At 72.1% G+C, this 23626-nt stretch carries 22 protein-coding genes; 13 read left to right on the plus strand and 9 right to left on the minus strand.

What is annotated here, in order from left to right:
* The first annotated feature begins 44 nt into the window (after positions 1 to 44).
* Positions 45 to 2210, plus strand: coding sequence for an acyltransferase family protein (locus ACT01A_RS05505; RefSeq protein WP_445151237.1), 2166 nt, complete (start codon positions 45 to 47; stop codon positions 2208 to 2210).
* On the opposite strand, the gene ACT01A_RS05510 is transcribed toward ACT01A_RS05505, so the two are convergent.
* Positions 2203 to 2613: a VOC family protein gene (locus ACT01A_RS05510; RefSeq protein ID WP_445151238.1), complete on the minus strand. Its 411-nt coding sequence runs from the start codon at positions 2611 to 2613 to the stop codon at positions 2203 to 2205. The two genes, ACT01A_RS05505 and ACT01A_RS05510, sit on opposite strands and share 8 nt — an antisense overlap.
* Here ACT01A_RS05510 and dinB point away from each other — a divergent pair.
* The gene (gene dinB, locus ACT01A_RS05515; protein ID WP_445151239.1) at positions 2612 to 3967 is read left to right on the plus strand and encodes a DNA polymerase IV; all 1356 of its coding nucleotides are present in this window, start codon (positions 2612 to 2614) and stop codon (positions 3965 to 3967) included. The genes ACT01A_RS05510 and dinB overlap by 2 nt on opposite strands.
* Here the strand turns inward: dinB and ACT01A_RS05520 are convergent.
* A complete protein-coding gene (locus ACT01A_RS05520; RefSeq protein ID WP_445151240.1) occupies positions 3897 to 5060 on the minus strand; it encodes a C4-dicarboxylate ABC transporter in 1164 nt (387 codons plus the stop codon). The genes dinB and ACT01A_RS05520 overlap by 71 nt on opposite strands.
* A 98-nt stretch (positions 5061 to 5158) precedes the next feature.
* Here ACT01A_RS05520 and ACT01A_RS05525 point away from each other — a divergent pair, with 98 nt between their 5' ends.
* Both ACT01A_RS05525 and ACT01A_RS05530 read left to right on the plus strand, forming a co-directional pair.
* Positions 5159 to 6073: a LysR family transcriptional regulator gene (locus ACT01A_RS05525; RefSeq protein ID WP_445151241.1), complete on the plus strand. Its 915-nt coding sequence runs from the start codon at positions 5159 to 5161 to the stop codon at positions 6071 to 6073.
* Between the two features lie 184 nt (positions 6074 to 6257).
* The gene (locus ACT01A_RS05530) at positions 6258 to 6542 is read left to right on the plus strand and encodes an HU family DNA-binding protein (protein ID WP_445151242.1); all 285 of its coding nucleotides are present in this window, start codon (positions 6258 to 6260) and stop codon (positions 6540 to 6542) included.
* Between the two features lie 59 nt (positions 6543 to 6601).
* On the opposite strand, the gene ACT01A_RS05535 is transcribed toward ACT01A_RS05530, so the two are convergent.
* Positions 6602 to 7366 carry a hypothetical protein gene (locus ACT01A_RS05535; protein ID WP_445151243.1) on the minus strand — a complete coding sequence of 255 codons (765 nt, stop codon included), beginning with the start codon at positions 7364 to 7366 and terminating at the stop codon, positions 6602 to 6604.
* A gap of 65 nt (positions 7367 to 7431) precedes the next feature.
* On the opposite strand from ACT01A_RS05535, the gene ACT01A_RS05540 reads away from it, so the two are divergent.
* Positions 7432 to 8322 (plus strand): SDR family NAD(P)-dependent oxidoreductase, encoded by an 891-nt coding sequence (locus ACT01A_RS05540; protein WP_445151244.1) that lies wholly within the window; start codon positions 7432 to 7434, stop codon positions 8320 to 8322.
* Here ACT01A_RS05540 and ACT01A_RS05545 read toward each other — a convergent pair.
* Positions 8319 to 9491, minus strand: a complete 1173-nt coding sequence (locus tag ACT01A_RS05545) for a thiolase family protein (RefSeq protein WP_445151245.1) — start codon at positions 9489 to 9491, stop codon at positions 8319 to 8321. The genes ACT01A_RS05540 and ACT01A_RS05545 overlap by 4 nt on opposite strands.
* Before the next feature lie 110 nt (positions 9492 to 9601).
* Here ACT01A_RS05545 and ACT01A_RS05550 point away from each other — a divergent pair, with 110 nt between their 5' ends.
* On the plus strand, positions 9602 to 10039 hold the full coding sequence (locus tag ACT01A_RS05550) for a winged helix-turn-helix transcriptional regulator (protein WP_445151246.1): 438 nt from the start codon (positions 9602 to 9604) through the stop codon (positions 10037 to 10039).
* Here the strand turns inward: ACT01A_RS05550 and ACT01A_RS05555 are convergent.
* On the minus strand, positions 10017 to 11015 hold the full coding sequence (locus tag ACT01A_RS05555) for a YihY/virulence factor BrkB family protein (RefSeq protein WP_445151247.1): 999 nt from the start codon (positions 11013 to 11015) through the stop codon (positions 10017 to 10019). The two genes, ACT01A_RS05550 and ACT01A_RS05555, sit on opposite strands and share 23 nt — an antisense overlap.
* A gap of 197 nt (positions 11016 to 11212) precedes the next feature.
* On the minus strand, positions 11213 to 12712 hold the full coding sequence (locus ACT01A_RS05560) for an isochorismatase family protein (protein ID WP_445151248.1): 1500 nt from the start codon (positions 12710 to 12712) through the stop codon (positions 11213 to 11215).
* Positions 12713 to 12897: 185 nt separating this feature from the next.
* Between ACT01A_RS05560 and ACT01A_RS05565 the strand changes: the two genes are divergently transcribed.
* Both ACT01A_RS05565 and ACT01A_RS05570 read left to right on the plus strand, forming a co-directional pair.
* A complete protein-coding gene (locus tag ACT01A_RS05565) occupies positions 12898 to 15471 on the plus strand; it encodes an ATP-binding protein (RefSeq protein ID WP_445152800.1) in 2574 nt (857 codons plus the stop codon).
* A gap of 109 nt (positions 15472 to 15580) precedes the next feature.
* The gene (locus ACT01A_RS05570; protein WP_445151249.1) at positions 15581 to 15883 is read left to right on the plus strand and encodes a DUF4242 domain-containing protein; all 303 of its coding nucleotides are present in this window, start codon (positions 15581 to 15583) and stop codon (positions 15881 to 15883) included.
* Between the two features lie 23 nt (positions 15884 to 15906).
* Here the strand turns inward: ACT01A_RS05570 and ACT01A_RS05575 are convergent, their stop codons facing one another.
* The 3 genes from ACT01A_RS05575 to ACT01A_RS05585 form a co-directional block, all read right to left on the minus strand.
* A complete protein-coding gene (locus tag ACT01A_RS05575; protein WP_445151250.1) occupies positions 15907 to 16125 on the minus strand; it encodes a hypothetical protein in 219 nt (72 codons plus the stop codon).
* Between the two features lie 15 nt (positions 16126 to 16140).
* The gene (locus ACT01A_RS05580; protein ID WP_445151251.1) at positions 16141 to 17241 is read right to left on the minus strand and encodes an anion permease; all 1101 of its coding nucleotides are present in this window, start codon (positions 17239 to 17241) and stop codon (positions 16141 to 16143) included.
* A 63-nt stretch (positions 17242 to 17304) separates the two neighbouring features.
* A complete protein-coding gene (locus ACT01A_RS05585; RefSeq protein WP_445151252.1) occupies positions 17305 to 17910 on the minus strand; it encodes an RBBP9/YdeN family alpha/beta hydrolase in 606 nt (201 codons plus the stop codon).
* 70 nt (positions 17911 to 17980) lie between these two features.
* On the opposite strand from ACT01A_RS05585, the gene ACT01A_RS05590 reads away from it, so the two are divergent.
* The 5 genes from ACT01A_RS05590 (at position 17981) to ACT01A_RS05610 (ending at position 23620) form a co-directional block, all read left to right on the plus strand.
* The gene (locus ACT01A_RS05590; RefSeq protein WP_445151253.1) at positions 17981 to 18631 is read left to right on the plus strand and encodes a response regulator transcription factor; all 651 of its coding nucleotides are present in this window, start codon (positions 17981 to 17983) and stop codon (positions 18629 to 18631) included.
* A gap of 92 nt (positions 18632 to 18723) precedes the next feature.
* Positions 18724 to 19671: a universal stress protein gene (locus ACT01A_RS05595; RefSeq protein WP_445151254.1), complete on the plus strand. Its 948-nt coding sequence runs from the start codon at positions 18724 to 18726 to the stop codon at positions 19669 to 19671.
* Complete coding sequence (locus ACT01A_RS05600) at positions 19635 to 20228, plus strand: exopolysaccharide biosynthesis protein (RefSeq protein ID WP_445151255.1); 594 nt, start codon at positions 19635 to 19637, stop codon at positions 20226 to 20228. The genes ACT01A_RS05595 and ACT01A_RS05600 overlap by 37 nt, the downstream gene beginning before the upstream one ends.
* Positions 20229 to 20243: 15 nt before the next feature.
* Positions 20244 to 22607 (plus strand): phosphoketolase family protein, encoded by a 2364-nt coding sequence (locus ACT01A_RS05605; RefSeq protein WP_445151256.1) that lies wholly within the window; start codon positions 20244 to 20246, stop codon positions 22605 to 22607.
* Entirely contained in the window at positions 22604 to 23620 is a 1017-nt protein-coding gene (locus ACT01A_RS05610; protein ID WP_445151257.1) for an acetate/propionate family kinase, read from the plus strand. The genes ACT01A_RS05605 and ACT01A_RS05610 overlap by 4 nt, the downstream gene beginning before the upstream one ends.
* Positions 23621 to 23626 lie beyond the last annotated feature (6 nt).

Raw genomic sequence — 23626 nt, forward strand, 5'->3', positions numbered from 1 at the left:
CGTTCACAGATCACCCCCTCCCGAATGATGGAAGGTCGACGACGATGGACGTGACGGCACTGCGCCGCGTGCTCGTCGGCGTGCCCGCGCCCCGTGGCGCGGCGCTGCCGCGTGCCCATACAACTGAAGCGGTCCCACCGGTCCCGCCGCGCCACGGCGTGCGGCCTGAGATCCAGGCGCTGCGCGCGCTGGCCGTCTCATTGGTGGTGGCCTGGCACCTGTGGCCGGAAGACGTTCCGGGCGGCTTCGTCGGCGTCGACGTGTTCTTCGTGATCTCGGGCTTCCTGATCACGTCGCTGCTGCTGCGCGAGCTCGACGCGACGGGCCTGATCTCGCTGCGCGACTTCTGGGCGCGCCGCGCGCGGCGGATCCTGCCCGCGGCGCTGACCGTGGTCGCGTGCTGCGCGGCCGCGACCGCGCTGGTCGTCCCGCTCACCGAGTGGCAGCAGTTCTTCGGCGACTTCAAGGCCTCCGCGTTGTACGTGCAGAACTGGCACCTGGCCGCGGCGGCCGTCGACTACTTCCACGCCGAGGACTCGCCGTCGCCGGTCCAGCACTTCTGGTCGCTGGCGGTCGAGGAGCAGTTCTACCTCGTGTGGCCGGTGCTGATCGGCGCGGTGGCGATGGTCACCCGCGGCCGCCTGCGCCGCGTCGCGCTCGGCGTGGTCCTCTCCGCGGTGACGCTCGCGAGCCTCGTCTACTCCGTGCTGCACACCGCGGCCAACCCGGCCGACGCGTACTTCGCGACGACCACGCGCGGGTGGGAGCTGGGAGCAGGCGCGCTCCTGGCTCTCGCCCCCGCGACGCCGCTGGCGCGACGCCTCGCTCCCGCGCTCTCCCCTCACCACACCCGTGCCGCACGCGCCGCGCTCGCCCTCGGCGGGCTGGCCGCGATCCTCGTCGCCGCCTTCGCGTACTCCACGGCCACCCCGTTCCCGGGCATCGCCGCCGCTCTGCCCGTCCTCGGCGCCGTCGCCGTCATCCGCGCGGGCGACGTCCTCGCGCCGCTGCGCGCGCGGCCGGCGCAGCACGTCGGCGACCTCTCTTACGCGATCTACCTCTGGCACTGGCCGCTCATCGTCCTTGCGCCCTACGCGCTCGGGCACGCCCTCGACACCCCGACCCGACTGGCGATCATCATGCTCACGTTGTTGTTGTCCCTGCTCTCCAAGCGCCTCGTCGAGGACCCGGTCCGCTTCAGCCGGATGCTCGGTGCCCACGGCGGACGGCTCACGTTCGCGGGCGCGCTGACCGCGTCGGTCGCGGTGCTGGCGATCGCCGGCATGGGAACCGACCACGTCCGCACCGAGGTCGCCCAAGCCGCGGCCGTGACGCAGAAGACCCTCGCGCACAAGCCGAAGTGCTTTGGTGCGGCGGCCCGCGCGCCTCACCGGAACTGCGCCGTGGGCAAGTTGTCCAAGTCGGTCGTGCCGACGCCCGTGCAGGCACCCAAGATGGACAACGCGCCGTGCGAGGTCGTCGAGACCAAGGGCCGCGTGCGCGTCTGCGCCTTTGGCGCGCCCGCAGGTCCTGGCGTCCGGACCGTCGCGCTGATCGGCGACTCACACGCGTCGCATTGGCGTTCCGCGATGGCCGTGTTGGTGAAGGACAAGGGCTGGCGCGGGCTGTCGATCACGCACACGAGCTGCCCGTACTCCGCCGCGACCGCGGTGATCGACGAGCCGGGCCGAACCGAGTGCGTGGAGTGGAAGCAGCAGGTCGGCAAGTGGCTGAAGGCCCACCCGGAGGTCGACACGGTGTTCTTCGGCGCGCACACCGGCGGCGAGGTCGTCGTGCCCAAGGGCAAGAACCAGTGGCAGGCCCAAGTCAATGGCTATGCCAACGCCTGGAAGGCGCTGCCGAAGTCCGTCGCGCACATCATGGTCTTCCGCGACACGCCCAAGATGCGCAGCGCGACCATGGACTGCGTGCAGACCGCGCTGGACAAGCACCGCGACGCCGGCGCCGCCTGCGCCCAGCCGCGCGGACGGGCGCTCGAACGCGACCCGCAGGCCGTCGCCGCCGCGCACTTCGGCGGCTCTCGCGTCAAGACCATCGACATCACCCGCTACATCTGCACCTCGACCAAGTGCTTCCCGGTCGTCGGCGGCGCGCTCGTCTTCAAGGACATCCACCACCTCACCTCGGTCTTCGCCGAGTCGCTCGGGCCCTACGTCGAGCAGCAGGTGACGGCCGCCGGGCTCAACTGACCCAGCGGAAGAAGGCGATCAGGTTGCCGTCACGGTCGAGGGTCGCGAACTCGCGCGTCCCGAAGTCCGTGACGGTGACCCCGTCGCGCGACGTGGGATGGACCACGCCCGTCCCGGCCAGCTCGGCGTAGAGCGCGTCGACGTCCTCGACCGCGATCCGGCAGCTCGCCGTGCCGGCCAGGAACGACTCGCCGCCCGAGCGGACCGGGCGCTCGGCGAACCCATCGCGGGTCCGCCAGCCGTCGTCCGTCGCGCCCCACAGGTGCAGCTCCGCGCCGTCGCGCCGGATCACCGCGAAGTCGCCCTCCGCGTGCAGCGCCTCGAACCCGAAGGCGTCGCGGTAGTGGCCGACGGCCGCGGGGACGTCGGCGACCGGCAGGGCGGGGATCGTCTGACCGAGCATGGCCGGAAGTCTGAGGGTTGCCACCACCCGGCCGCAATGCGAACATGCGTTCGTGTCCGCATCGATCCTCCACGCTGACCTCGACGCCTTCTTCGCAAGCGTTGAGCAGCGGGATGATCCGGCGCTGCGGGGCAAGCCGGTGATCGTCGGGCCGGGCGTGGTGCTGGCGGCGTCGTATGAGGCGCGGCGGTTCGGTGTGAAGTCGGCGATGGGTGGGACGAAGGCGCGACGGCTGTGCCCGGAGGCGATCGTCGTGTCGCCGCGGTTCAGCGCCTACGTCGAGGCGAGCAAGGCGGTCTTCGAGATCTTCCGCGACACCGCGCCGACCGTCGAGGCGGTGTCGATCGACGAGGCGTTCCTCGACGTGCGCGGGCTGGAGAAGATCGGGCTCGGCACGCCGGGCGAGATCGCGGTGCGGCTGCGGCGGCGGGTGCGCGATGAGGTCGGGTTGCCGTTGTCGATCGGCGTCGCGTCGACCAAGCACTTGGCCAAGGTCGCCTCCAACGCGGCCAAGCCGAACGGCCTGCGGATCGTCTCCGCCGGGCGCGAAAAGGAGTTCTTGTACCCCTTGCCCGTCGAGGCGCTGTGGGGCGTCGGGCCGGCGACGCAGAAGCGGTTGCACGCCGCCGGGGTGCGCACCGTCGGCCAGCTCGCCGCGCTCTCCGAGCCCGACGCCGTGGACCTCCTCGGCCGCGCCGCCGGCCGCAAGCTCCACGCGATCGCCCACAACCGCGACCCGCGTCGCGTGCGCTCGGGGCGCAGCCGGCGCTCGATCGGCTCGCAGTCCGCGCTCGGCTCACGGCAGCGCACGCCGGCCGAGCTGGACACGATCGCCGCCGGCCTCGTCGACCGCGTCACCCGCCGCGCGCGGCGCGCTGAGCGCATCGGCCGCACCGTGGTCCTGCGCCTGCGCTTCGGCGACTACACCCGCGCCACGCGCTCCACGACGCTCGCCCACCCCACCGCCGCATCCGCGCCGATCCTCCACGCGCTGCGCGTCCTGCTCGCCTCCGAAGAGGACCGCATCCGCCGCCGCGGCCTGACGCTGCTCGGCATCACGCTCACCAACCTGGAGCGCACCGAGGCGGCTGGCGTCCAGCTCCAACTCCCCATCCCCACAGACCACGCCGCGCTGCCCCACCCCGTTGGCCACCGCGCTCCGCCCCCGCTGCGCGACCCCGCCGCGCTCGACGCCGCCACCGACGCGATCCGCGACCGCTTCGGCACCTCCGCGGTGCAGCGCGCCGCGCTGCTCGGCCGCCGTCAGGAGGTCTCGCCGTGGCTCATGCCGGGCGACGGCGCAGACGGCCTGCCGGAGCGCGGCCCGCCGCCGCCAGCGCCCGCGCCGCGGTAACCGCCCAGACGGCCGCCAGACCGACGAAGAGCACGAGCGCCACGCCGCGCAGCAGCTCCGAGTCGGTCCGGACGGCCAGCTCAGACATGCCGGTCACCAGCGTGCCGACCGGGAAGACGAAGCTCCACCACGCCGCCGAGAACGGCACGCCATCGCGCGCCGCGTGGTGGCGGGTCAGCCCGATCGCGAGCGCCAGCCACAGCGCCGCGAAGCCCGCGACCGGCAGGCCGTAGACGAGGCCGAAGGCCTGGAGCGCGCCCGCCGTCGGCGCCGTGACGACGTGGACCGACGCCGCGCCAAGCAGGTTCGCCGCGGTGATCGACGTACCGAGCGGCCCGAGCACGACCCAGATCGCCGGCGCCCGCTCGGCCGGTCCCGGCCCGTGCAGGAGCAGCCGCGCCCACACCAGTCCCGCGGTCGGCAGCGCCGCCAGCAGGCCGAGCCCGAACAAGGCGTACAAGATGATCAGCAGGTCGAGCCGCGCCTCGCCCGCAGGCACGTGCGCGACGAGCGCCGCGCCCGTCGCCGAGGACACCAGCGGCGGCACCACCGGCAGCAGCCAGACGCCCGACACGTCGTCCAGACGCAGCCGGTGCCGCGTCACCATCGCCGCCGGGACGGCGACCGCCGCGACGAGCCCGCCCGCCGTCCCGACCGCCCACAGCGCTCCGGCCAGGACGACCGCCGACTCCAGGCCGAGCACGTGCCTTCCGGCCAGCAACGTCGCCGCGCCGACGGTCAGCACCGCCATCGGCGGCACGCCGAGCGCCGGCGCAATCGCTGGATCGGTCAGTGCGGCCCGCCACCGTAGGCGCCGCCGCGGCACGACCGCCACGGCGACCGCCAACGCGAGCAGCACCATCGCCGCGACCGCCCACAGCCCGGCCGCCACGACCTCCGCGCCCGGCAGCCGCACCGGCAGCAGCTCCAGCGCCACGGCCACGATCCCGGTTCCCATCGCCGCGGCGAACCACGACGGCATCACCACGGCGGCGGCCGGCCGAGCCGCGCTCTCCCGCTCCGCCACGGCGAACCACTCCGACGGCGGCGTGAGCAGCGGCGGCTCGGCGAGGGCGATGGCATCCGTGTCCATGTCCTCCACCTTGCCTTGCCCAACGCCCTCGATCCATTCCGATCGCGCGCGCGGCGTTTCCGATCTGGAAACACTCTTCGTGGCACCATGCAACCTGAATGGATCCGCACCCGCTCTCCTCCGCCGACCTCGTCGCGTTCGTCGCCGCGTTCGAGGCCGGGACCGTGCACGGCGCGGCCGACGCGCTCGGCCTCACGCCGTCGGCGGTCACCAAGCGCGTGCAGTCACTGGAGAAGCGGACCGGCGCGGTCCTGTTCGACCGCGGCCGGCTCGGGCTGACGCCGACGGCATCGGCGCAGCGGCTCTACCCGCCGGCCAAGGAGGCGCTCGCCGCGCTGGCGACCGCACGCGAGAGCCTGGTCGACGGCGCCGACGGGCTCCTGCTCGCCGCCAGCCACACGATCGGCGAGTACCTGCTGCCCGCGTGGATCGCCGCGTTCCGCAGCCGCGACCCCACGATCCGGCCGCGGATCGACGTCGTCAACTCGCCCACCGTCCTCAACGCCGTCCGCACGCGGCAGGCGGCGCTCGGGTTCGTCGAAGGCCACGACTCGCTCGACGGCCTGGAGGCGATCACCGTCCAGCGCGACGAGATCGTCGCGGTCGTCGCCCGCGGCCACCGCTGGGACCGGCGCCGCACCGTCGCGGCGCGCGAGCTGCGCAACGAGCCGTGGCTGGCGCGCGAGGCCGGATCCGGGACCCGCGCGGTCGCCGCGACGGCGCTCGCCGAGGCCGGTGTGACGCTCGCGCCGATGCTCGAGGTCGCCTCCACCGAGTCCGTCAAGCGCGCGCTGGCCACCGGCGGCTTCGCGCTCCTTTCGCGCCTGGCGATCGCCGCCGACGTCCGCGCCGGCACCCTCCACGCGCTCCCCGTCAAGGGCCTGAACCTGGCCCGTGAGCTGCGCGCCGTGCGCCTTCCGGACCGCCATCGCCCGCCCCAGCAGACCGCCTTTTGGTCGTTCTTGAGCGGTCTAGAAGGCGAAAATTCGCGTTCGAAGCCGACCGTCTCCTGACGTCAGCGGCTGTCGGATCTAGGCAGAAACCGCCGAAACGCTGGCCTAGACGGCGAGTTTTCAACCCCAAAGACCGGCCGAAACGGTCTTCGGGAGGGGGTCGAGCCGTCATTCCGGCCTCCCCGTCTGTAAGCCTGTCCGCTCGTTTCCGGCAACACGCCGTGCACAGACAGGAGAAGCCATCATGGCCAGCATCACCAAGACGGACCTCACGGCGCTCGTCGCCGAGCAGACCGAGCTGAGCGGCGCCGACGCCAAGCGCGCGGTCGAGGCGGTCTTCGAGACCGTTGCCGCCCGCGTCGCCGCAGGCGATGAGGTGTCGGTCGCCGGCTTCGGCAAGTTCACCGTCGCCGAGCGCTCCGCCCGTCAGGGCCGTAACCCGCAGACCGGCGAGACCATCGAGATCGCCGCGTCCAAGGCGCCGAAGTTCAGCGCCGCCTCGGCGTTCAAGAACGCCGTCAAGGGCTAGTCGCTTCGAGAGAGGCGGGCGTCGTCGCAGACCGCGGCGGCGTCCGACCCTCCTCGGGGCTACAGCCCCAGGACGTGACGGGTGTGAAAGCCCGCCCGACGTCCGATCACCGGCCGCCAGCGCACGCCGCTACGACGCGTCGGGTCGCCGACCGGCGAGGTGTCGAGCCGCAGGCCCGCGACCTCGAGGTAGACGTGGCCCTTGTTGGCGTGGATCGACAGCCACTTGCCGCCGCCGGCCACCTGCCACTTCGCCAGCGTCCCGCTGACCATCGGCGAGCTCAGGACCCCCGCGCCGATCAGCGCGAAGCTGACCGCGCCGGAGCAGTCATAGCCCTTGTCGATCAACTTGGCGTGGCCGCCGCCCCACTTGTAGGGCTTGCCGACAATCTGGTTGGCCGCCGCGATCAGCGCCTGCACGCGCTTGGGCGCGCCGCGCGGGATCGCCGCCTTGCCGTCGGTCCGCAGCTTGGCGACCGTGCCCAGGACCGTCTTGGTCACCGGCACCGTCGGCAGTACAGGCGCGGGCGCCGGCTCGGGATCGAGCGTGTCGTCGTCGGTGTACGGCGCGTCCTGCTCGACGTTCGTGTCGGTCGGCTCGGTCGTCGTGACCGGCACCGAGCCGCCGTTGTCGTACTCCGAGGAGCCATCGTCGTAATAGCCGCCGCCATCGGTGTCGTAGGTGCCGTCGTCGACGTAGCCGCCGCCGTCGCCGTCGTGCCGGTGATCGGCAGAGGCGGTCGGCACGGCCGCGACGAGCGCAAGCAGGCACAACAAGAGAGCGGCGGGCAGGCAACGGGGGCGAAGGACCATCTCCCAGTCCATCGGCCGGACCCTCGCGGTCCTGCAACCCGTGAGTCCGAACACTGGACGGGTCCGTACTCCTGGTGATGCTCGGCCTCCTCGGCTACACGAACCTCGGCCATTGCCTGCGCGCACGCCGCTTCACCCCGCCGCCGCAGATGGACGGCCGCGTCGCGGTGGTGACCGGCGCGACCTCCGGCCTTGGCCAGGCCGCCGCCGCGGGCTTCGTGGCACTCGGCGCCCACGTGATCCTCGTCGTGCGCGACGAGCAGCGCGGCGAGCGCGTGCGCGCCGAGATCGGCCCGGACGCGTCGACCGTCGCGCGCTGCGACGTCTCCTCCCTGGCCGACGTGCGCGCGCTCGCCGCCGCGCTTCCCGCCGAGATCGAGGTCCTCGTCCACAACGCCGGCGTCCTGCCGCCGAAGCTGACGCGCACCGACGAGGGCCACGAGCTGACGTTCGCCACCAACGTGCTCGGGCCGTTTCTGCTGACCGCGCTGCTCGCCGGTCGCACGCGGCGCGTGGTCAACGTCTCGTCCGGCGGCATGTACACCAAGAAGCTCGACGTCGACGCGCTGCTCGCACGTGGCGAGGCGGGCGACGCCGACGACTTCAGCGGCACCCGCGCCTACGCCAACACCAAGCGCGCCGAGGTCGTCCTGACCGAGCTGTGGGCGCAGCGCCTAGATCCCGCACGCACCGTCGTCCACGCGATGCACCCCGGTTGGGCCGACACGCCCGGACTACAGGCGTCGCTGCCCGGCTTCCGGCGCGTGATGCGCCCGCTGCTGCGCGACGCGCGCGCCGGGGCCGACACGATCGTCTGGCTCGGCGCCGCGGCCGAGCCGCTGCGCAACAGCGGGCGCTTCTGGCTAGACCGCGCGCCGCAACCGACCCACTACGTCCCATGGACGCGCGAGTCGGCCAGCGACCGCGCGCGCCTCTGGGACGTGTGCGCCACGGCGACCGGCGCCTAGACCGCCTCCAACACCATCGCGTTGGCCAGGCCGCCCGCCTCGCACATCGTCTGGAGCCCGTACCGCCCGCCGCGCGATTCCATGGCGTTGACCAGCGTCGCCGTGATCCGCGCGCCCGACGCGCCCAGCGGGTGCCCGAGCGCGATCGCGCCGCCGTTGACGTTCACCTTGTCCAGGTCAACGCCCGTCTCGCGCTGCCAGGCCAGGACGACCGACGAGAACGCCTCGTTGACCTCGAACAGGTCGATGTCCTCCAACTTCAGCGAGGCCTTCTCCAGCACCTTGGCCGTCGCCGGGATCACGCCCGTCAGCATGTACAACGGGTCGTCGCCGACCACCGCGAAGGACTTCAACTTCGCCCGCACGGTCAACCCCATCACCTTGGCGACCGACGCCTCCATGATCAGCACCGCCGCGCTGCCATCGTTGGTCGGCGAGGAGTTGCCCGCGGTCACGCGCCAGTCGATCTGCGGGAACCGCTGCGCCATCGCCGGGTCCTCGAACGCCGGCTTCAGCCCGGCCAAGGCCTCCAACGTGGTCTCCGGCCGGATCGACTCGTCGCGCGCGATCCCGTCGATCGGCACGAGCTCCTCGGCGAACGCGCCCGCCTCGGTGGCCGCCGCCGCGCGCCGGTGGGACTCCAGCGCGAAGCGATCCAGCTCGGACCGCGGCAGCTCCCACTTCGCGGCGATCAGCTCGGCGCTGATCCCTTGCGGCACTAAGCCCTCCGGGTAGCGCGCCGCGACGCCCGGGCCGAACGGGTCGGCACCCTCAGGCACGTTGGACCACATCGGCACGCGGCTCATCGACTCCACGCCGCAGGCGATCACCACGTCGTAGGCGCCGGCGATCACGCCTTGGGCCGCGAAGTGCACGGCCTGCTGCGAGGACCCGCACTGGCGATCGACGGTCGTGGCCGGCACGGACTCCGGGAGCCCCGCCGCCAAGACCGCGTACCGCGTGGTGTTCATGGCCTGCTCGGCGACCTGGTCGACGCAGCCGCCGATCACGTCGTCGATCCGCTCCGGGTCGATCCCGGTGCGCGCGACGAGCTCACGCAACGAGTGCGCCAGCAGGTCGACGGGATGGATCGGGTTCAGCGCACCCTTGCCCGCCTTCCCTCGCCCGATCGGGGTCCGCACCGCATCGACGATCACCGCTTCACGCATCAGTCGTTCTCCTAGGGTTTGAGATTCCAACCAACTACCCGACCGGGCGCACCCTAGCGCACTCGGTTGGAAATCCAAACCGCCATCGCGGTAGGCTGGCGACACCGCCCATGGCCGCCGCTCCGGACCCCACCGCCCTCCCTCGCCCCTGCGCGATCGCCGACGCGCTCGAGGTCATCGGCGAGCGCTGGTCGCTGCTGATCGTCCGCGAGCAGTTCTGGGGCAACCGCCGCTTCAGCGACATCCAGCGCGCAACCGGCGCGCCGCGGGACATCCTCACCGCCCGGCTCAAGCGCCTCGTCGAGGAGGGCATCCTCGAGAAGCGCGCCTACAGCGAGCGCCCACCCCGCTCCGAGTACCGCCTGACCGCCAAAGGCCGCGCGCTCGCGCCCATCCTGATGTCGATCCAGGAGTGGGCCTACGCCAACCTCGAGGACGCCGACGCCTGCACCGCGCGCTTCCCGCACGGCGACCACGACGCCGACCCCGTCTCGCACTTCACCTGCCGCACCTGCGGCGAGGAGCTCAGCGCAGGTCGTCCGGCTTGATCTTGCGGTCGTCGCGCAGCTCGACCTGCATCTCGGGCAGCGCGTCCTCGCCGGACTGCAGCTCGCGCTCGCGCTCCAGCTCGGCGTTCAGCTCGGCGCCGAAGAGCACGGCGAGGTTGGCGACCCACAACCACACCAGGAACGCGATCACGCCCGCCAGCGTCCCGTAGGTCTTGTTGTATGAGCTGAAGTTCGCCACGTAGAACGCGAACGCCGCCGAGGCCACCAGCAGGACCACGAGGGCCACCGCACCGCCGATCGTGATCCACTTGAAGCCGGGCTGCTTGACGTTGGGCGCCGCGAAGTACAGGACCGAGAACATGATCGTGACGACCGCGGCCAGGACGGGCCACTTGGCGATGTCCCACACCGTCACCGCCGTCGATCCCGCGCCGACGACGTCGCCGAGCTGCTTGGCCACCGGGCCGGTCACGACAACCGCCAACGCCGAGACCGCCAGCAACAGCACCATGATGACCGTCACGACCAGCTGCATCGGCCGCAGCTTCCAGAACGGCCGCCCCTCGGGCACCTCGTAGATCGCGTTCGACGCCCGCGCGAACGCGCCGATGTACCCCGACGCGCTCCAGAGCGCCGTCGCGATCCCGATGAAGAACGCGACCGACGCGCTGCCGCGCGAGCCCGCCACCTGCTTGACCGCGCCCGACAGGATCTCGTTGGCCGGCCCGGGCGCGAGCGCCGCGAGGTTGTCAAGCACCGGCTGCGTCGCCGACGGCCCGACCAGCCCGATGATCGACACCAGCGCGATGATCGCCGGGAAGATCGCCAGCACGCCGTAGTAGGTCAGCGCCGCGGCCCAGTCGGTCAGGTTGTCGTTCTTGAACTCCTTGACCGTGCGCTTGAGGACGCCGACCCACGAGCGGCCCGGCAGGTCGGTGGGGTCATCTGGGGCGCGCTCCTCGCGCCGCTCGCCCCGCGTGAACCGCCGTTCGTCCGTCGAGCTCTCCTTGGCCATGTCGTCGTTCTGCCCGGTCGGCCCGGCCGCCCATGCGGCGGTCCATCCGAAAACGGCACACCGCCGTTCTGAAACACAGAAAGGTCAGGAGCCGGACGGTGTGCGCATACCGAACAGCCGTTGGCGGTTATGGTCCGCATCGTTGACCGGGGATTCGGGGAGGGCAGCAAAGTTGGCGTCGAAGGACGAGCAGCGCTTCATCGCGGGCAGTCGCCAGAGCAACGATCCGCAGGCCGAGCTGGTGCGCCGCTACGCGCGCATCCTGCGGTCCGCACCCGCTGAGGCCTGGAAGCCGCGCACCGCACGGGATGGTTCGATGGTCCCGCCGCGTTTCGGCCGGCCCGGCAGCGCCAGGCCCGACGACGCCGCCACCTCCTAGAAGACGTCGCACGCGCCGAGCACCTCGCGCGCATGTTGCGTCCCATCATCCGCAGCGCCGCGTCGGCGAGGTCTTCATGGATGTGGGCGACCGCGTCGCGAGGCACGACGAGGTCGAAGTGCCGCACGTAGGCGTCTAGCGCCGTGTAGAGGATGCACTGCTCGGTGACCTGGCCGGTCAGCACGATCCGGTCGACGCCCTCGGAGCGCAGCAGGTACTCCAACTGGGTGGCGTAGAACGCCGAGTGCCGCGCCTTGACCAGGAACGGCACGTCCTTCGGCGGCGCGATCGGCTCGATCAGGGACGGGTCCTCGCCTTCCAGCGCCCAGCGCGTCAGCCCTCCACGCCCGGACGTCCAGTCGCCGTGGTTGTCGTTGACGTAGGCCAACGTGACGTCATCGTCTTCGCGCGCCTGAGCGATCAGGTCCGCGATCTTCGGTACGGCCTCGCGTGCCGACTCGCGCAGGAGGTCGGCGTCCTCGTGGTCATAGCGGTTGAGCATGTCGACGACAAGCAGCGCGGTGCGACCCATGCCAGGCGCCTTACCCGATGGCGGCGGCGCGCCATCGGCCCGCTTTCGAGGGCGTGCGTCGCGGCGGATGTCCCGCCCGCCGCGACGCGCCCTCGAATCCCGTGGTGGAGGAGAAGGTGCACCGACGGGTTCCTGCCACAGCGACGAGCGGGTCGGTCTCGGCGCTGCACATATCAGGGAAGCGGACCGCGGAGAGTTGTCCGTCAAGATCCTGTGAAACGCGGGCGGCAGGAGGTCCAAAGCCTCCAACTCGAACCGCAGTTGGCGCACCAGCGCCACATGACCGAGCCGCTGCTCAAGCAGCTCCAGACATGCCCAATAGTGATCAAGCTTGTCTTCGTCCACCACCGACCCGCCACCCGCTCGGACCAACCCCAAGCGGAACTCGCGGGCCTTGGCGACCTTGTCGGCCGCGAACACCGCCGCCGCGTCAGCGGACGCCGCCGCCACCCGCTCGCGCAACCGCGCCTTGCGCTCGGCGTAGGTGCCGCCGCCCTCCGGCTCAGAGACCGACTCCACCATGTCGGCGACCGCGTCGCCGAAGCGCTCGCGCAGCTCGCCTCCGCGCACGTCGGTGTCCTCGATGACGTCGTGCAGCACGCCTGCGGCGATCACCGCGTCCGGGTAGTCGCGGCCCCGCAGGAGCTGCGCGACCTCCAGCGGATGCAAGATGAACGGCGCGCCGTCGGTGTCCCGCCGCTGGCCGTCGTGGCGGTCGGCCGCGAAGTCCAGCGCCGCACGGGTGATCGGCAAGTCGGCGACGAACGAGGGAAAGCGTGGGGACACGTCGCTCACGCTAGCCCGCCGCAGCGCACCCGTCTGTGACGATCGTGATCCGAACGACGTGGTTCGGTCGACCGCACCCCCTTAGGGCTGTTACCCACCCGCAAAGCGGTGGAGGCGCCCCGTAGATTGCGCCGATCGGCACGTCCTCGATCACGCTGCTGGAGCGCGCGGCGCCGCTGGAAGCGCTGGCGGCGCACTGGACCACCGTCTCGGAGTCGGGGGCCGGCCGCCTCGTGCTCGTGGGCGGCGACGCCGGCGTTGGCAAGACCTCGTTGACGCGCACCTTCGCCGCGGTCACCGACGCCGACGCGCTCTGGGGCGCCTGCGACGCGCTGCGCACGCCCCGCGCGCTCGGCCCGCTGGTCGACGTCGCCGACGCCATCGGCGGCACGCTGGCCGAAGTCATCGGCCGCGAGGCCGCCCCCGGCGACGTCGCCGCTGCGCTGCTCGCCCATCTCCGCGAGCAGGGTCCGGCGCTGCTGATCCTCGAGGACCTGCACTGGGCCGACGAGGCGACGCTCGACGTCCTGCGCCTGCTCGGCCGGCGCATCGGCACGATCCCGGCGCTCGTGCTCGTCACCTACCGCGCCGACGAGCTGCACGCCACGCACCCGCTGCGCATCGCACTCGGCGAGCTGCCGCCCGGCAGTGCCCACCGCCTGGCGCTCAAGCCGCTGACCGAGGCCTCGGTCGCCGAGCTGGCCGCCGAGGCCGGCATCAGCGTCGACCCGCTCTCGCTGCACCGCCGCACCGGCGGCAACCCGTTCTTCGTCACCGAGGTCCTGGCCGCCGGAGGCGTGGGCGGCGGGCTCCCGGAGACGCTGCGCGACGCGGTCCTGGCCCGCGCCTCGCGCCTGGACCCGCCGGCCCGCCGACTGCTGGACGCGGTCGCGATCGAGCCCGGCGGCGCCGAGCTGTGGCTGCTGCGCGAGCTGGCCGACGAGGCCGACGACGCGCTGGATGACGGCATCGCGTGCGGGATGCTGCTCGCCGAGCGCGAGACCGTCACGTTCCGTCACGAGATCGCCCGCCGCGCGATCGCCGACGCGCTGGCACCGCACCGCCGCGCGACGCTGCACGCCCGCGCGCTGGCGACGCTGACCGAGGCGGTCGACCGCCGGCCCGATCTGGCGCGCATGGCCCACCACGCCGAGGCGGCCGGCGACGAGCAGGCCGTGCTGCGCTGGGCGCCCGCCGCGGGCGCGCGCGCCGCCGGCGTCGGCTCCCACCGCGAGGCCGCCGCGCACTTCGAGCGCGCGGTCAGCGCCGCGGACGGGCTCCCGCCGCAGGAGCGGGCCGAGCTGCTGGAGCGCCAGTCCTTCGAGCTCTACCTGACCGACCGCATGGGCGAGGCGATCGCCGCGCACACTGTCGCGCTGGAGGCCCGCCGTGACGCCGGCGACCGCCGCGGCGAGGGTGACGCGCACCGCTGGCTGTCGCGCCTGCACTGGTACTCGGGCGACAACCGCTCCGCCGAGACGCAAGGCGCGCTGGCGATCGACGTCCTCGAAGGCCTCGGCCCGTCGCGCGAGTTGGCCATGGCCTACAGCAACCTCTCGCAGCTGCGGATGCTCGCCGAAGACAACGACGGCGCGGTCATCTGGGGTGAGCGCGCGCTCGCGCTCGCCGAGCAGTTCGACGAGCCGGAGATCGTCGCCCACGCGCTCAACAACATCGGGTCGGCCGGGCGGCGTCGCAACGAGCCCGGCAGCCACGAGAAGCTCGCCGAGAGCCTGGCGATCTCGCTCCAGCACGGCTTCGACGACCACGCGGCGCGGGCCTACACCAACATCGCGGTGTTCGCCGTCGAGCAGCACGAGGTGCACACGGCGAGCCGCCTGCTTGACGAGGGCATTGCCTACGCGACCGACCGCGACCTCGAGATCTTCCGCCTGTACATGATCGGCTACCGCGCCCGGCTGGCGCTCGACCGCGGCGACTGGGCCACTGCGGACGCTGACGCCCAGACGGTCGCCGACCACCCGGCCACGGCGCCGTGCGGCCGCCACAACCCGATGGTCGTCCACGCCCGCCTGCTCGCCTGCCGCGGTGAGGGCGACCCCTGGCCGACGCTCGACGAGGCGCTGGAGCTGGCGCGGCCGACCGGCGAGCCGCAGCGCGTCGTGCCGGCGGTGGCGGCTCGGGCCGAAGCGCGCTGGCTGTCCTCCGAGACGGGCGACACCGACGCGGAGACCGCCGAGCCGCTAGCGGCAGCGCTCGCTCGCAAAGACCCATGGAACGGCGGCGAGCTCGCGATCTGGCGCCACCGCCACGGGCTGGACGTGCCGGACCTGGCGCCCGGCGCCGTCGCTGAGCCCTACGCGCTGGAGCTGGCCGGTGACCCGCTGGCCGCCGCAGCGGCGTGGGACGCGCTCGGCTGCCCGTTCGAGGCGGCGCTCGCCCGCGCCCAGAGCGACGACGAGGACGCCCGCCGCGCCGCGCTGGACGCCTTCGAGGAGCTCGGCGCCCGCGCCGCCGCGGCCCGGGTCGCACGTTCGCTGCGCGCCGACGGCGTCCGCGGCGTGGTCGTCCGCAGCGGCCCGCGCGCGGCCACGCGCGAGAACCCCGCCGGGCTGACCGCCCGCGAGCTGGAGGTCCTCGCGCTGGTCGCTGAAGGCCTGCGCAACAGCGACATCGCCGGTCGCCTGTTTCTCTCAGAGCGCACGGTCGGCCACCACGTCTCAGCGATCCTGCGCAAGCTCGGCGTCCGCAGCCGCGCGCAAGCCGCCACCGAGGCCGCCCGCCTCGGGCTCGCCTAGACCTAGGTCTTTGAGCCAAGATAGGCAGAACGCCCGATGTCGGCGGTCCAGGTCGTCCGTACCTTCGGCAGCACCTCCACCCCATCCACCCAAGGAGCTGCTGAACACCATGAACCTCTACGTGATCTTGCGCCGCAACGGCTGGGAGAACGCCGCCGCCCTCGAGACGGCCGCCGGCGTCTCCGCCCGTGTCGGCAACGAGGAAATGCCCGACGAGGTCCGCTGGATCCGCTCGTACGTCCTCGACGAGGGCGCGGGCGCGGTCGGCACGGTCTGCGTCTACCAGGGCGTCAGCGAGCAGGCCGTGCGCGAGCACGCCCGCCGCGCCGGCCTGCCCTGCGACGAGATCATCCCGGTGGCCGACACCGTCCTGATCCGCCCTGATCCCACGCCCGCGGGCGCCTCGGCCTAGTCATAGGCCTTTAGGCCGTAGGCCTACTTCTGGGTCATCGCCCAGACCCCGACCGCCAGGAGCGCGACGCACGCCGCGCCGCCGAGGACGGTGAGGACCAGCCACTGGGCCTCGCCATCCTCGGCGCGGTCGAGCCCCACGAGCGCCACGCTGAACGCCAGCACGAGGCCGAGGGCGCCGAGCACGCCGTAGAGCGCGACGTGCAAGAAGGCATTGGTGTCGATGATCGTCGCCAAGAGCATGGTCTTCTCGTTCTCCTACACGTCGGCCGGGGTGACAGGACGCTTCTGCGCGACGACGAACAGGCCGACGGCCCCGATCGCCGCGAGCCCGAACAGCACCGGCGGGCCGACCGAGTCACCGCCGAGGCCGTCGGTCAGATACCAGGCGACGCCCGCGACCAGCGCCGCCGACGGGAGCGTCAGCAGCCACGCGGCGACCATCCGCCCCGCCAGCCCCCAATGCACGTCGGCCAGACGCTTGCCGACGCCCGCGCCGAGGATCGACCCCGACACGATGTGCGTGGTCGACAGCGGGAAGCCGTAGTAGGACGAGGCCATCAGGACCGCGCCGCCCGAGGCCTCCGCGCTGAAGCCCATCGGCGGCTCCAGCTTGACTAGGCCGTGGCCCATCGTCTGGATGATCCGCCAGCCGCCGATCGCGGTTCCGGCGGCGATCGCGGTCGCCGACGCGAGCTTGACCCACAACGGGATCGTGTCGACGTCGCCCGACAGCGAGCCGTGCGCGATCAAGGCCAAGGTGATGATGCCCATGGTCTTCTGCGCGTCGTTGGTGCCGTGGGCCAGCGAGACCAGCGACGCGGTCCCGATCTGTCCGATCCGGTAGCCGCGCTGCGCGGTGCTCTCGCGAAAGCGCGTCATCAACTTGTAGGCCGTGAACGTCGCGAGGACCGCGATCGCGCCCGCGATCAGCGGCGCCAGCAGCGCCGGGACGATGACGCGCTCCAGGATCCCGCTGCCGTTGACCGCATCGGCGCCTTGGGCGGCGAGCGTCGCGCCCACCACCCCGCCGATCAGCGCGTGGCTGGAGGACGACGGCAGCCCTTTCAGCCACGTCACGAGGTTCCAGGCGATCGCGCCGACCAGCCCCGCCAGCAGCGTGCCCAAGGTGATGACGTCGTTGTCGACCACCCCCTTGGCGATCGTGGTGGCGACCGCGATCGAGATGAACGCGCCCGCGAAGTTCATGACCGCGGCCAGCAGCACCGCGGCGCGCGGCGGGATCGCCTTGGTGGCGATCGACGTCGCCATCGCGTTGGCGGTGTCGTGGAAGCCGTTGGTGAAGTCGAAGGCCAGCGCCGTGGCGACGACGAGGACCAGCAGGAGATCGGAGCCCATGCCCGTTCGGGTTCCCGGGTTCGGGGCACCCGCACCGAAGCTCACGACCTGTTCACATCTCGGCTAGGCCGCGGCGCGCGCCGCCGCCGCCGGCTCGGCCATCACGCCCTCCAAGGCCCAGCGCTCGACGGCCGGCCACGGCCCGTACCCCTCGTCGAGGGAGAGGTGTCCCGCTCCCTCGACGACGTGCACGGGCAGGTCCAGGACGCGGCCGTACAGCGTGGCCGCGCCCTCCGGACACCAGGGGTCGACGTCGGTGCAGACCAGCTCGACGCCATGGCGGGCGCTGCGCTGGATCGCAGCCGCCTCGAACGGCCCGGCGTAGAAGTCCTCCAGCTCGCGCGGCAGCGTCGACGGACCGGGCGGACAGACGAGCAGGACGCGGTCGACGGCCTCTTCAGGCCGCGCGTCCTGGGCGTGGGCCAGCCACAGCAGGCAGCCCAGCGAGTGGCAGATCACGATCCGCTCGCCGTCGCCGAGCATCGCCAGCTCGTCGCGCAGCACGCGCTTCCACGTCGCCAGCGACGGCATCTCCGGATCCGGGAGCTGCGGGTAGAGCACCTGCTCGCCCGCGTCGCGCAGCGTCTCGGTCAGCCAGCGCTGCCAGTGCCCCTGCGGGCGCTGGTTCTGCCAGCCGTGGACCACCAGGAAGCGTCGGGCGTGGGGCATCTTGATACAGATACCATATTCCCCACTGAATTTGTGCAGTTGGCGCGTACGGCTACGATGGCCCGACGAGATGAGCGACGAGAACGGCAGCATCTCCATCGTGTTGGCCGACGACCACGCGGTCGTGCGTCGCGGCCTGCGGCTGGTGCTCGACGCCGAGGCCGATCTCGAGGTCCTCGCCGAGGCGGGCACGACCGACGACGCGCTGCGACTCGTCAAGGCGCACCGGCCCGACGTGGTCGTGTTGGACCTCAACATGCCCGGCAGCGTCGCGTCGAGCCTCGACATCCTCCCCACGCTCGCCTCCGACGCGCCGGCCACGCGCGTCGTCGTCCTGACGATGCAGGAGGACCCGCAGTACGCGCGCACCGCGCTGGCCGCCGGGGCCAACGCGTACGTGTTGAAGGAGGGCGCCGACTCCGAGCTGGTCGAGGCGATCCGCCGCGCGGCCGCCGGCGAGGTGTACCTCAACCCGCAGCTCGGCGCGAAGATCGCCGCCGCGCCGCCGGAGCCCGCCGGCCCGCCCGACGACCTCACCGAGCGCGAGGTCGAGATCCTGCGGTTGATCGCGCTCGGCCACACCAACACCGAGATCGGCGCGCAGCTCTTCCTCTCGGTCCGGACCGTCGAGTCGCACCGCGCGCACATCCAGCAGAAGCTGCGCCGCACGTCGCGCGCCGAGTTGGTGCGCTACGCGTTGGACCACGGCCTGGTCGACTGAGCCGCGCCGCTGACGCTTTCCGTAGAAACCCGCAGCCGCCCTGCGCCACCGCGCGGATGGCGCGCGCGCAACCCCGGCGTAGCGTCAGGCCCATGAGCACGTTCACCAAGGTCATCGTCGGCGACGACGGGCTGGCGGGCGGGGCCGACGCCCTCGCCCTGGCCCGGACGCTCGCCCCCAACGCCGAGCTGATCCTCGCCTCGACCTACCCGTGGGATCCCGCGCCGTCGCGCGCGACGCAGTCCGGCTACTCCGCGATCCTGCGCGAGGACACCCTCGCCACGCTCGCCGAGCGCGTCCGCGCCGCGGACCTGCCGGAGTCGGTCCGCACGGTCGCGGTCGCCGACTCGTCCCCCGGGCGCGGCCTGCACCGCATCGCCGAGAGCGAGGGCGCCGATCTGATCGTCATCGGTTCCGCCCACCACGGCCCCGTCGGCCGCCAGCTCCTCGGCGACGTCGGCCGCGCCGTCCTGCACGGTGCGCCGTGCCCGGTCGCGGTCGCGCCGCGTGCCTACGCGGCGAAGACCGCGCCGCAGACGATCGGCGTCGCGTTCGACCACAGCCCCGAGGCGAAGCTCGCGCTCGACGTCGCGCTCGAGCTGGCCCACACCCTGGGCGCGTCGGTGACGATCCGCGAGGTCGTCGCCGCCGACCTGCTGCCCGCGGCAGCCGGCATCCCGATGATCAACATCGAGGAGTTGACCGAGGAGCTGCGCGACGACGCCCAGCAGCGGCTGGACGCGATGCTCGCCGCGCTGCCGGACACCGAAAGCCTGACGATCACCGCCGAGGCCGTCGTCGGCTCGACCGCCGACCGCCTGGAGGAGCTCTCACACCAGGTCGGCCTCGTCGTCACCGGCTCGCGCGGCTACGGCACGATCCGCCGCGTCGTGCTCGGCTCGACCGCCGACCGCCTCATCCACCGCTCGCCGGCCCCGGTGATCGTCGTCCCGCGCACGGCCGTCACGGCCGAGCTGCCCGACCCGGCGAGTAAGGTCGACGCGTGCCCACAGCCAGCGAGCAGCTCGACGGGTGGCTGAGCGGTGACGGCGAGAAGACGCTCGGCGGCCTGATCGCGACCTTTGAGGAGAAGAGCTTCGCGCTGCTGTTCATCATCTTGATGGGCGTGCCCGCGTTGCCGCTGCCGACCGGTGGCGCGACGCATGTCTTCGAGATCATCACCATGCTGCTCGCGTTGCAGCTGATCGCCGGTCGCGACCAGATCTGGCTGCCAGAGCGCTGGCAGAAGCTCACGCTCGCGGGCGGCTCGCGCGAGAAGTTCATCACCAAGCTGATGGCGGTCATCCGCTGGCTGGAGCGCCGCTCCAAGCGCCGCCTCGGCTTCCTCTTCGGCCATCGCCTCTCCGGCGTCGTCTTCGGCCTGCTCGTCCTCGGCGGCACCGTCGCCGCCTTCTTGGCCCCGCCCTTCAGCGGCCTCGACACCCTGCCCTCGCTCGGGGTCGTCTTCATCTCGCTGGCGCTCCTGATGGAGGACGTCGCGCTGGCGATCATCGGCCTCCTGATCGGCGCGGCCGGGATCCTCCTGGAGGTCTTCCTCGGGGCCGCGATCGTGGATGGGGTTGGGCGCCTGTTCTAGGGGTAGCGTCGAGGAATGGCGACGTCTCCCCTCTCACCCGACGAGCTCGACCGGATCGACGCGTATTGGCGGGCGGCGAACTACCTGTCGGTCGGGCAGATCTACCTGTTGGACAACGCGCTGCTGCGCGAGCCGCTGACGCTCGACCACGTCAAGCCGCGTTTGCTCGGCCACTGGGGCACGACGCCGGGCCTGAACCTCTTGTACGCGCACGCCAACCGCGTCATCAAGCAGCGCGACCTGAACATGATCTTCGTCACCGGGCCCGGCCACGGCGGACCGGGCTTGGTGGCCAACACCTACCTCGAAGGCACCTACGCGGAGTTCTACCCGCACATCCGCAATGACGCCGAGGGAATCCAGCGGCTGTTCCGCCAGTTCTCGTTCCCGGGCGGCATCCCGTCACACGTCGCGCCCGAAACGCCCGGCTCGATCCACGAGGGCGGCGAGCTGGGATACGCGCTGGTCCACGCCTACGGCGCCGCGTACGACAACCCCGACCTGACGGTCCTCTGCGTCGTTGGCGACGGCGAGGCCGAGACCGGCCCGCTGGCCGCCTCGTGGCACGCCAACAAGCTGCTGGACCCCGCGCGCGACGGCGCCGTCCTCCCGGTGCTGCATCTCAATGGCTACAAGATCGCCAACCCCACCATCTTGGCTCGGATCCCCGAGGACGAGCTGCGCTCCCTCATGGTCGGCTACGGCCATGACCCGATCTTCGTGACCGGAGACGATCCGCAGGACGTCCACCAGCAGATCGCCGCCGCGCTGGACCGCGCCACCGACAAGATCGCCGAGATCCAGCGCGCCGCGCGCGACGACGGGCTCACCGAGCGCCCCGCGTGGCCGATGATCGTCCTGCGCACGCCCAAGGGCTGGACCGGCCCCAAGGTGGTCGACGGCAAGCCGGCCGAGGGCTCGTTCCGCTCCCACCAGGTCCCGCTCGCCGGGCTGCGCGACAACCCGGAGCACCTCCAGCAGCTGGAGGACTGGCTCAAGTCCTACAAGCCGGAAGAGCTGTTCGACGACAACGGGACCCTGCGCCAAGACCTCGCCGCCCTGGCCCCCGAGGGCACCCGCCGCATGGGCGCCAACCCCCACGCCAACGGCGGCACGCTCCTCCAGGACCTCGAGCTGCCGGACTTCCGCGACTACGCGGTCGGCCTCCCGGATGGTCCCGCCACCACCTCCAGCGAGGCCACCCGCGTCCTGGGCACCTGGCTGCGCGACGTGATCGCCGCCAACCCCACGTCCTTCCGGATCATGGGCCCGGACGAGACCGCGTCCAACCGCCTCAGCCCGGTCTTCGAGACCACCGACCGCGCTTGGATGGCGCAGCGCCTGGACACCGACGACCACCTCGCACCAAACGGCCGCGTCATGGAGGTGTTGAGCGAGCACCTCTGCCAGGGCTGGCTGGAGGGCTACACGCTGACCGGCCGCCACGGCCTGTTCAACTGCTACGAGGCGTTCATCCACATCGTCGACTCGATGTTCAACCAGCACGCCAAGTGGTTGAAGGTCACCAACGGGATCCCGTGGCGCGCGCCGATCGCCTCGCTGAACTACCTGCTCTCCAGCCACGTCTGGCGCCAGGACCACAACGGCTTCTCCCACCAGGATCCCGGCTTCATCGACCACGTCGTCAACAAGAAGGCCGAGATCGTCCGCGTCTACCTGCCGCCGGACGCCAACTGCCTGCTGTCGGTCGCCGACCACTGCCTGCGCTCGCGCCAGTACGTCAACGTGATCGTCGCCGGCAAGCAGCCCGCGCTCGACTACCTGACGATGGACGAGGCGATCGCGCACTGCACGCGCGGCATCGGGATCTGGCCGTTCGCATCCTCCGACGAGGGCGGCGAGCCTGACGTCGTCCTGGGCTGCGCGGGCGACATCCCCACCCTGGAGGCCGTCGCCGCGGCCGCGCTGCTGCGCGAGCACCTGACCGAGCTGAAGGTCCGCGTTGTCAACGTGGTGGACTTGATGCGGCTGATGCCGGAGTCCGATCACCCGCACGGCCTGTCAGACCCGCAGTTCGACGCGCTGTTCACCACCCACGCGCCGGTGATCTTCGCCTACCACGGCTACCCGTGGCTGATCCACCGACTCACCTACCGCCGCACCAACCACACCAACATCCACGTGCGCGGCTACAAGGAGGAGGGCACGACGACCACGCCGTTTGACATGGTGATGTTGAACGACCTCGACCGCTATCACCTGGTCATCGACACGATCGATCGCGTCCCCGGCCTGGCCGAGCGCCACGCCCAGCTGCGCCAGGAGATGGTTGACACGCGCCTGCGCCTGCGCGCCCACACGCGCGCGGTCGGCGACGACGCGCCGGAGGTGCGCGACTGGACGTGGCCCGCGGCGTGAGGGTCCTGGTCGTCAACGCGGGGTCGAGCAGCCTGAAGCTGTCGCTGCTGGACGGCGACAGCGACGACGCCACCGTCGTCGACCCCGACGAGCTGCACGACGTCGACGCCGACGCGGTCGGCCACCGCATCGTCCACGGCGGCACGCGCTTCACGGAGGCGGTGCGGATCGACGACGGCGTGCAGCGCGCGCTCGACGAACTGACCGACCTCGCCCCGCTGCACCAGCCCAAGTCGCTCGACGCGCTGCGCACGGTCCAAAAAGCGCTCCCCGATCTCCCCCACGTCGCCTGCTTCGACACCGCGTTTCACACCACCTTGCCGTTCGAGGCCTACACCTACGCGCTGCCGCGCGAGTGGCGCGAGCGTTACGGCCTGCGCCGCTTCGGCTTCCACGGCCTCTCACACGCCTGGATCGCCCGGACGGTCGAGAAGCCCCGCGTCGTCTCCTGCCACCTCGGCGCCGGCGCGTCGCTGTGCGCGATCCGCGACGGCCGGTCGGTCGACACCACGATGGGCTTCACGCCGCTCGAAGGGCTCGTGATGGCGACACGCAGCGGCTCGGTCGACCCGGGCCTCGTCCTCTGGCTCCAGCAACATGAAGGCCTCGACGCCGACACGATCGCCCACGCGCTGGAGCACGAGTCCGGCCTGCTCGGCCTCACGGGAACCAAGGACTTCAAGGAGATCCTCGAACGCGAGGACGACGAGGCCCAGCAGGCGATCGACACCTACATCCACCGCCTCGTCGCGTCTGTCTCCGCCATGGCCGCCGCCCTCGGCGGCCTCGACGCGCTCGTCTTCACCGGCGGCGTCGGCGAGCACGCGCCCGCCATCCGCGCTCGCGCCGCCGAGCGCCTCGCCTTCCTCGGTGTGCAGATCGACCCCACCAAGAACGCCGCGACGACCTCCGACGCCGACGTCTCCGCACCAGACGCCGCCGTCTCCACGCACGTCATCGCCGCCCGCGAGGACCGCGAGATCGCGCGGCAGGTGACCGCCCTGCTCGGGTGAGGTACG

The sequence above is a fragment of the Baekduia sp. Peel2402 genome, from assembly GCF_052567285.1.

Coding starts and splice junctions, on each gene's coding strand:
- ACT01A_RS05505 (WP_445151237.1), top strand. CDS start 45: ATGGACGTGACGGCACTGCGCCGCGTGCTCGTCGGCGTGCCCGCGCCC.
- dinB (WP_445151239.1), top strand. CDS start 2,612: ATGGCCGGAAGTCTGAGGGTTGCCACCACCCGGCCGCAATGCGAACAT.
- ACT01A_RS05510 (WP_445151238.1), bottom strand. CDS start 2,613: ATGCTCGGTCAGACGATCCCCGCCCTGCCGGTCGCCGACGTCCCCGCG.
- ACT01A_RS05520 (WP_445151240.1), bottom strand. CDS start 5,060: ATGGACACGGATGCCATCGCCCTCGCCGAGCCGCCGCTGCTCACGCCG.
- ACT01A_RS05525 (WP_445151241.1), top strand. CDS start 5,159: ATGGATCCGCACCCGCTCTCCTCCGCCGACCTCGTCGCGTTCGTCGCC.
- ACT01A_RS05530 (WP_445151242.1), top strand. CDS start 6,258: ATGGCCAGCATCACCAAGACGGACCTCACGGCGCTCGTCGCCGAGCAG.
- ACT01A_RS05535 (WP_445151243.1), bottom strand. CDS start 7,366: ATGGACTGGGAGATGGTCCTTCGCCCCCGTTGCCTGCCCGCCGCTCTC.
- ACT01A_RS05540 (WP_445151244.1), top strand. CDS start 7,432: ATGCTCGGCCTCCTCGGCTACACGAACCTCGGCCATTGCCTGCGCGCA.
- ACT01A_RS05545 (WP_445151245.1), bottom strand. CDS start 9,491: ATGCGTGAAGCGGTGATCGTCGATGCGGTGCGGACCCCGATCGGGCGA.
- ACT01A_RS05550 (WP_445151246.1), top strand. CDS start 9,602: ATGGCCGCCGCTCCGGACCCCACCGCCCTCCCTCGCCCCTGCGCGATC.
- ACT01A_RS05555 (WP_445151247.1), bottom strand. CDS start 11,015: ATGGCCAAGGAGAGCTCGACGGACGAACGGCGGTTCACGCGGGGCGAG.
- ACT01A_RS05570 (WP_445151249.1), top strand. CDS start 15,581: ATGAACCTCTACGTGATCTTGCGCCGCAACGGCTGGGAGAACGCCGCC.
- ACT01A_RS05575 (WP_445151250.1), bottom strand. CDS start 16,125: ATGCTCTTGGCGACGATCATCGACACCAATGCCTTCTTGCACGTCGCG.
- ACT01A_RS05580 (WP_445151251.1), bottom strand. CDS start 17,241: ATGGGCTCCGATCTCCTGCTGGTCCTCGTCGTCGCCACGGCGCTGGCC.
- ACT01A_RS05585 (WP_445151252.1), bottom strand. CDS start 17,910: ATGCCCCACGCCCGACGCTTCCTGGTGGTCCACGGCTGGCAGAACCAG.
- ACT01A_RS05590 (WP_445151253.1), top strand. CDS start 17,981: ATGAGCGACGAGAACGGCAGCATCTCCATCGTGTTGGCCGACGACCAC.
- ACT01A_RS05595 (WP_445151254.1), top strand. CDS start 18,724: ATGAGCACGTTCACCAAGGTCATCGTCGGCGACGACGGGCTGGCGGGC.
- ACT01A_RS05605 (WP_445151256.1), top strand. CDS start 20,244: ATGGCGACGTCTCCCCTCTCACCCGACGAGCTCGACCGGATCGACGCG.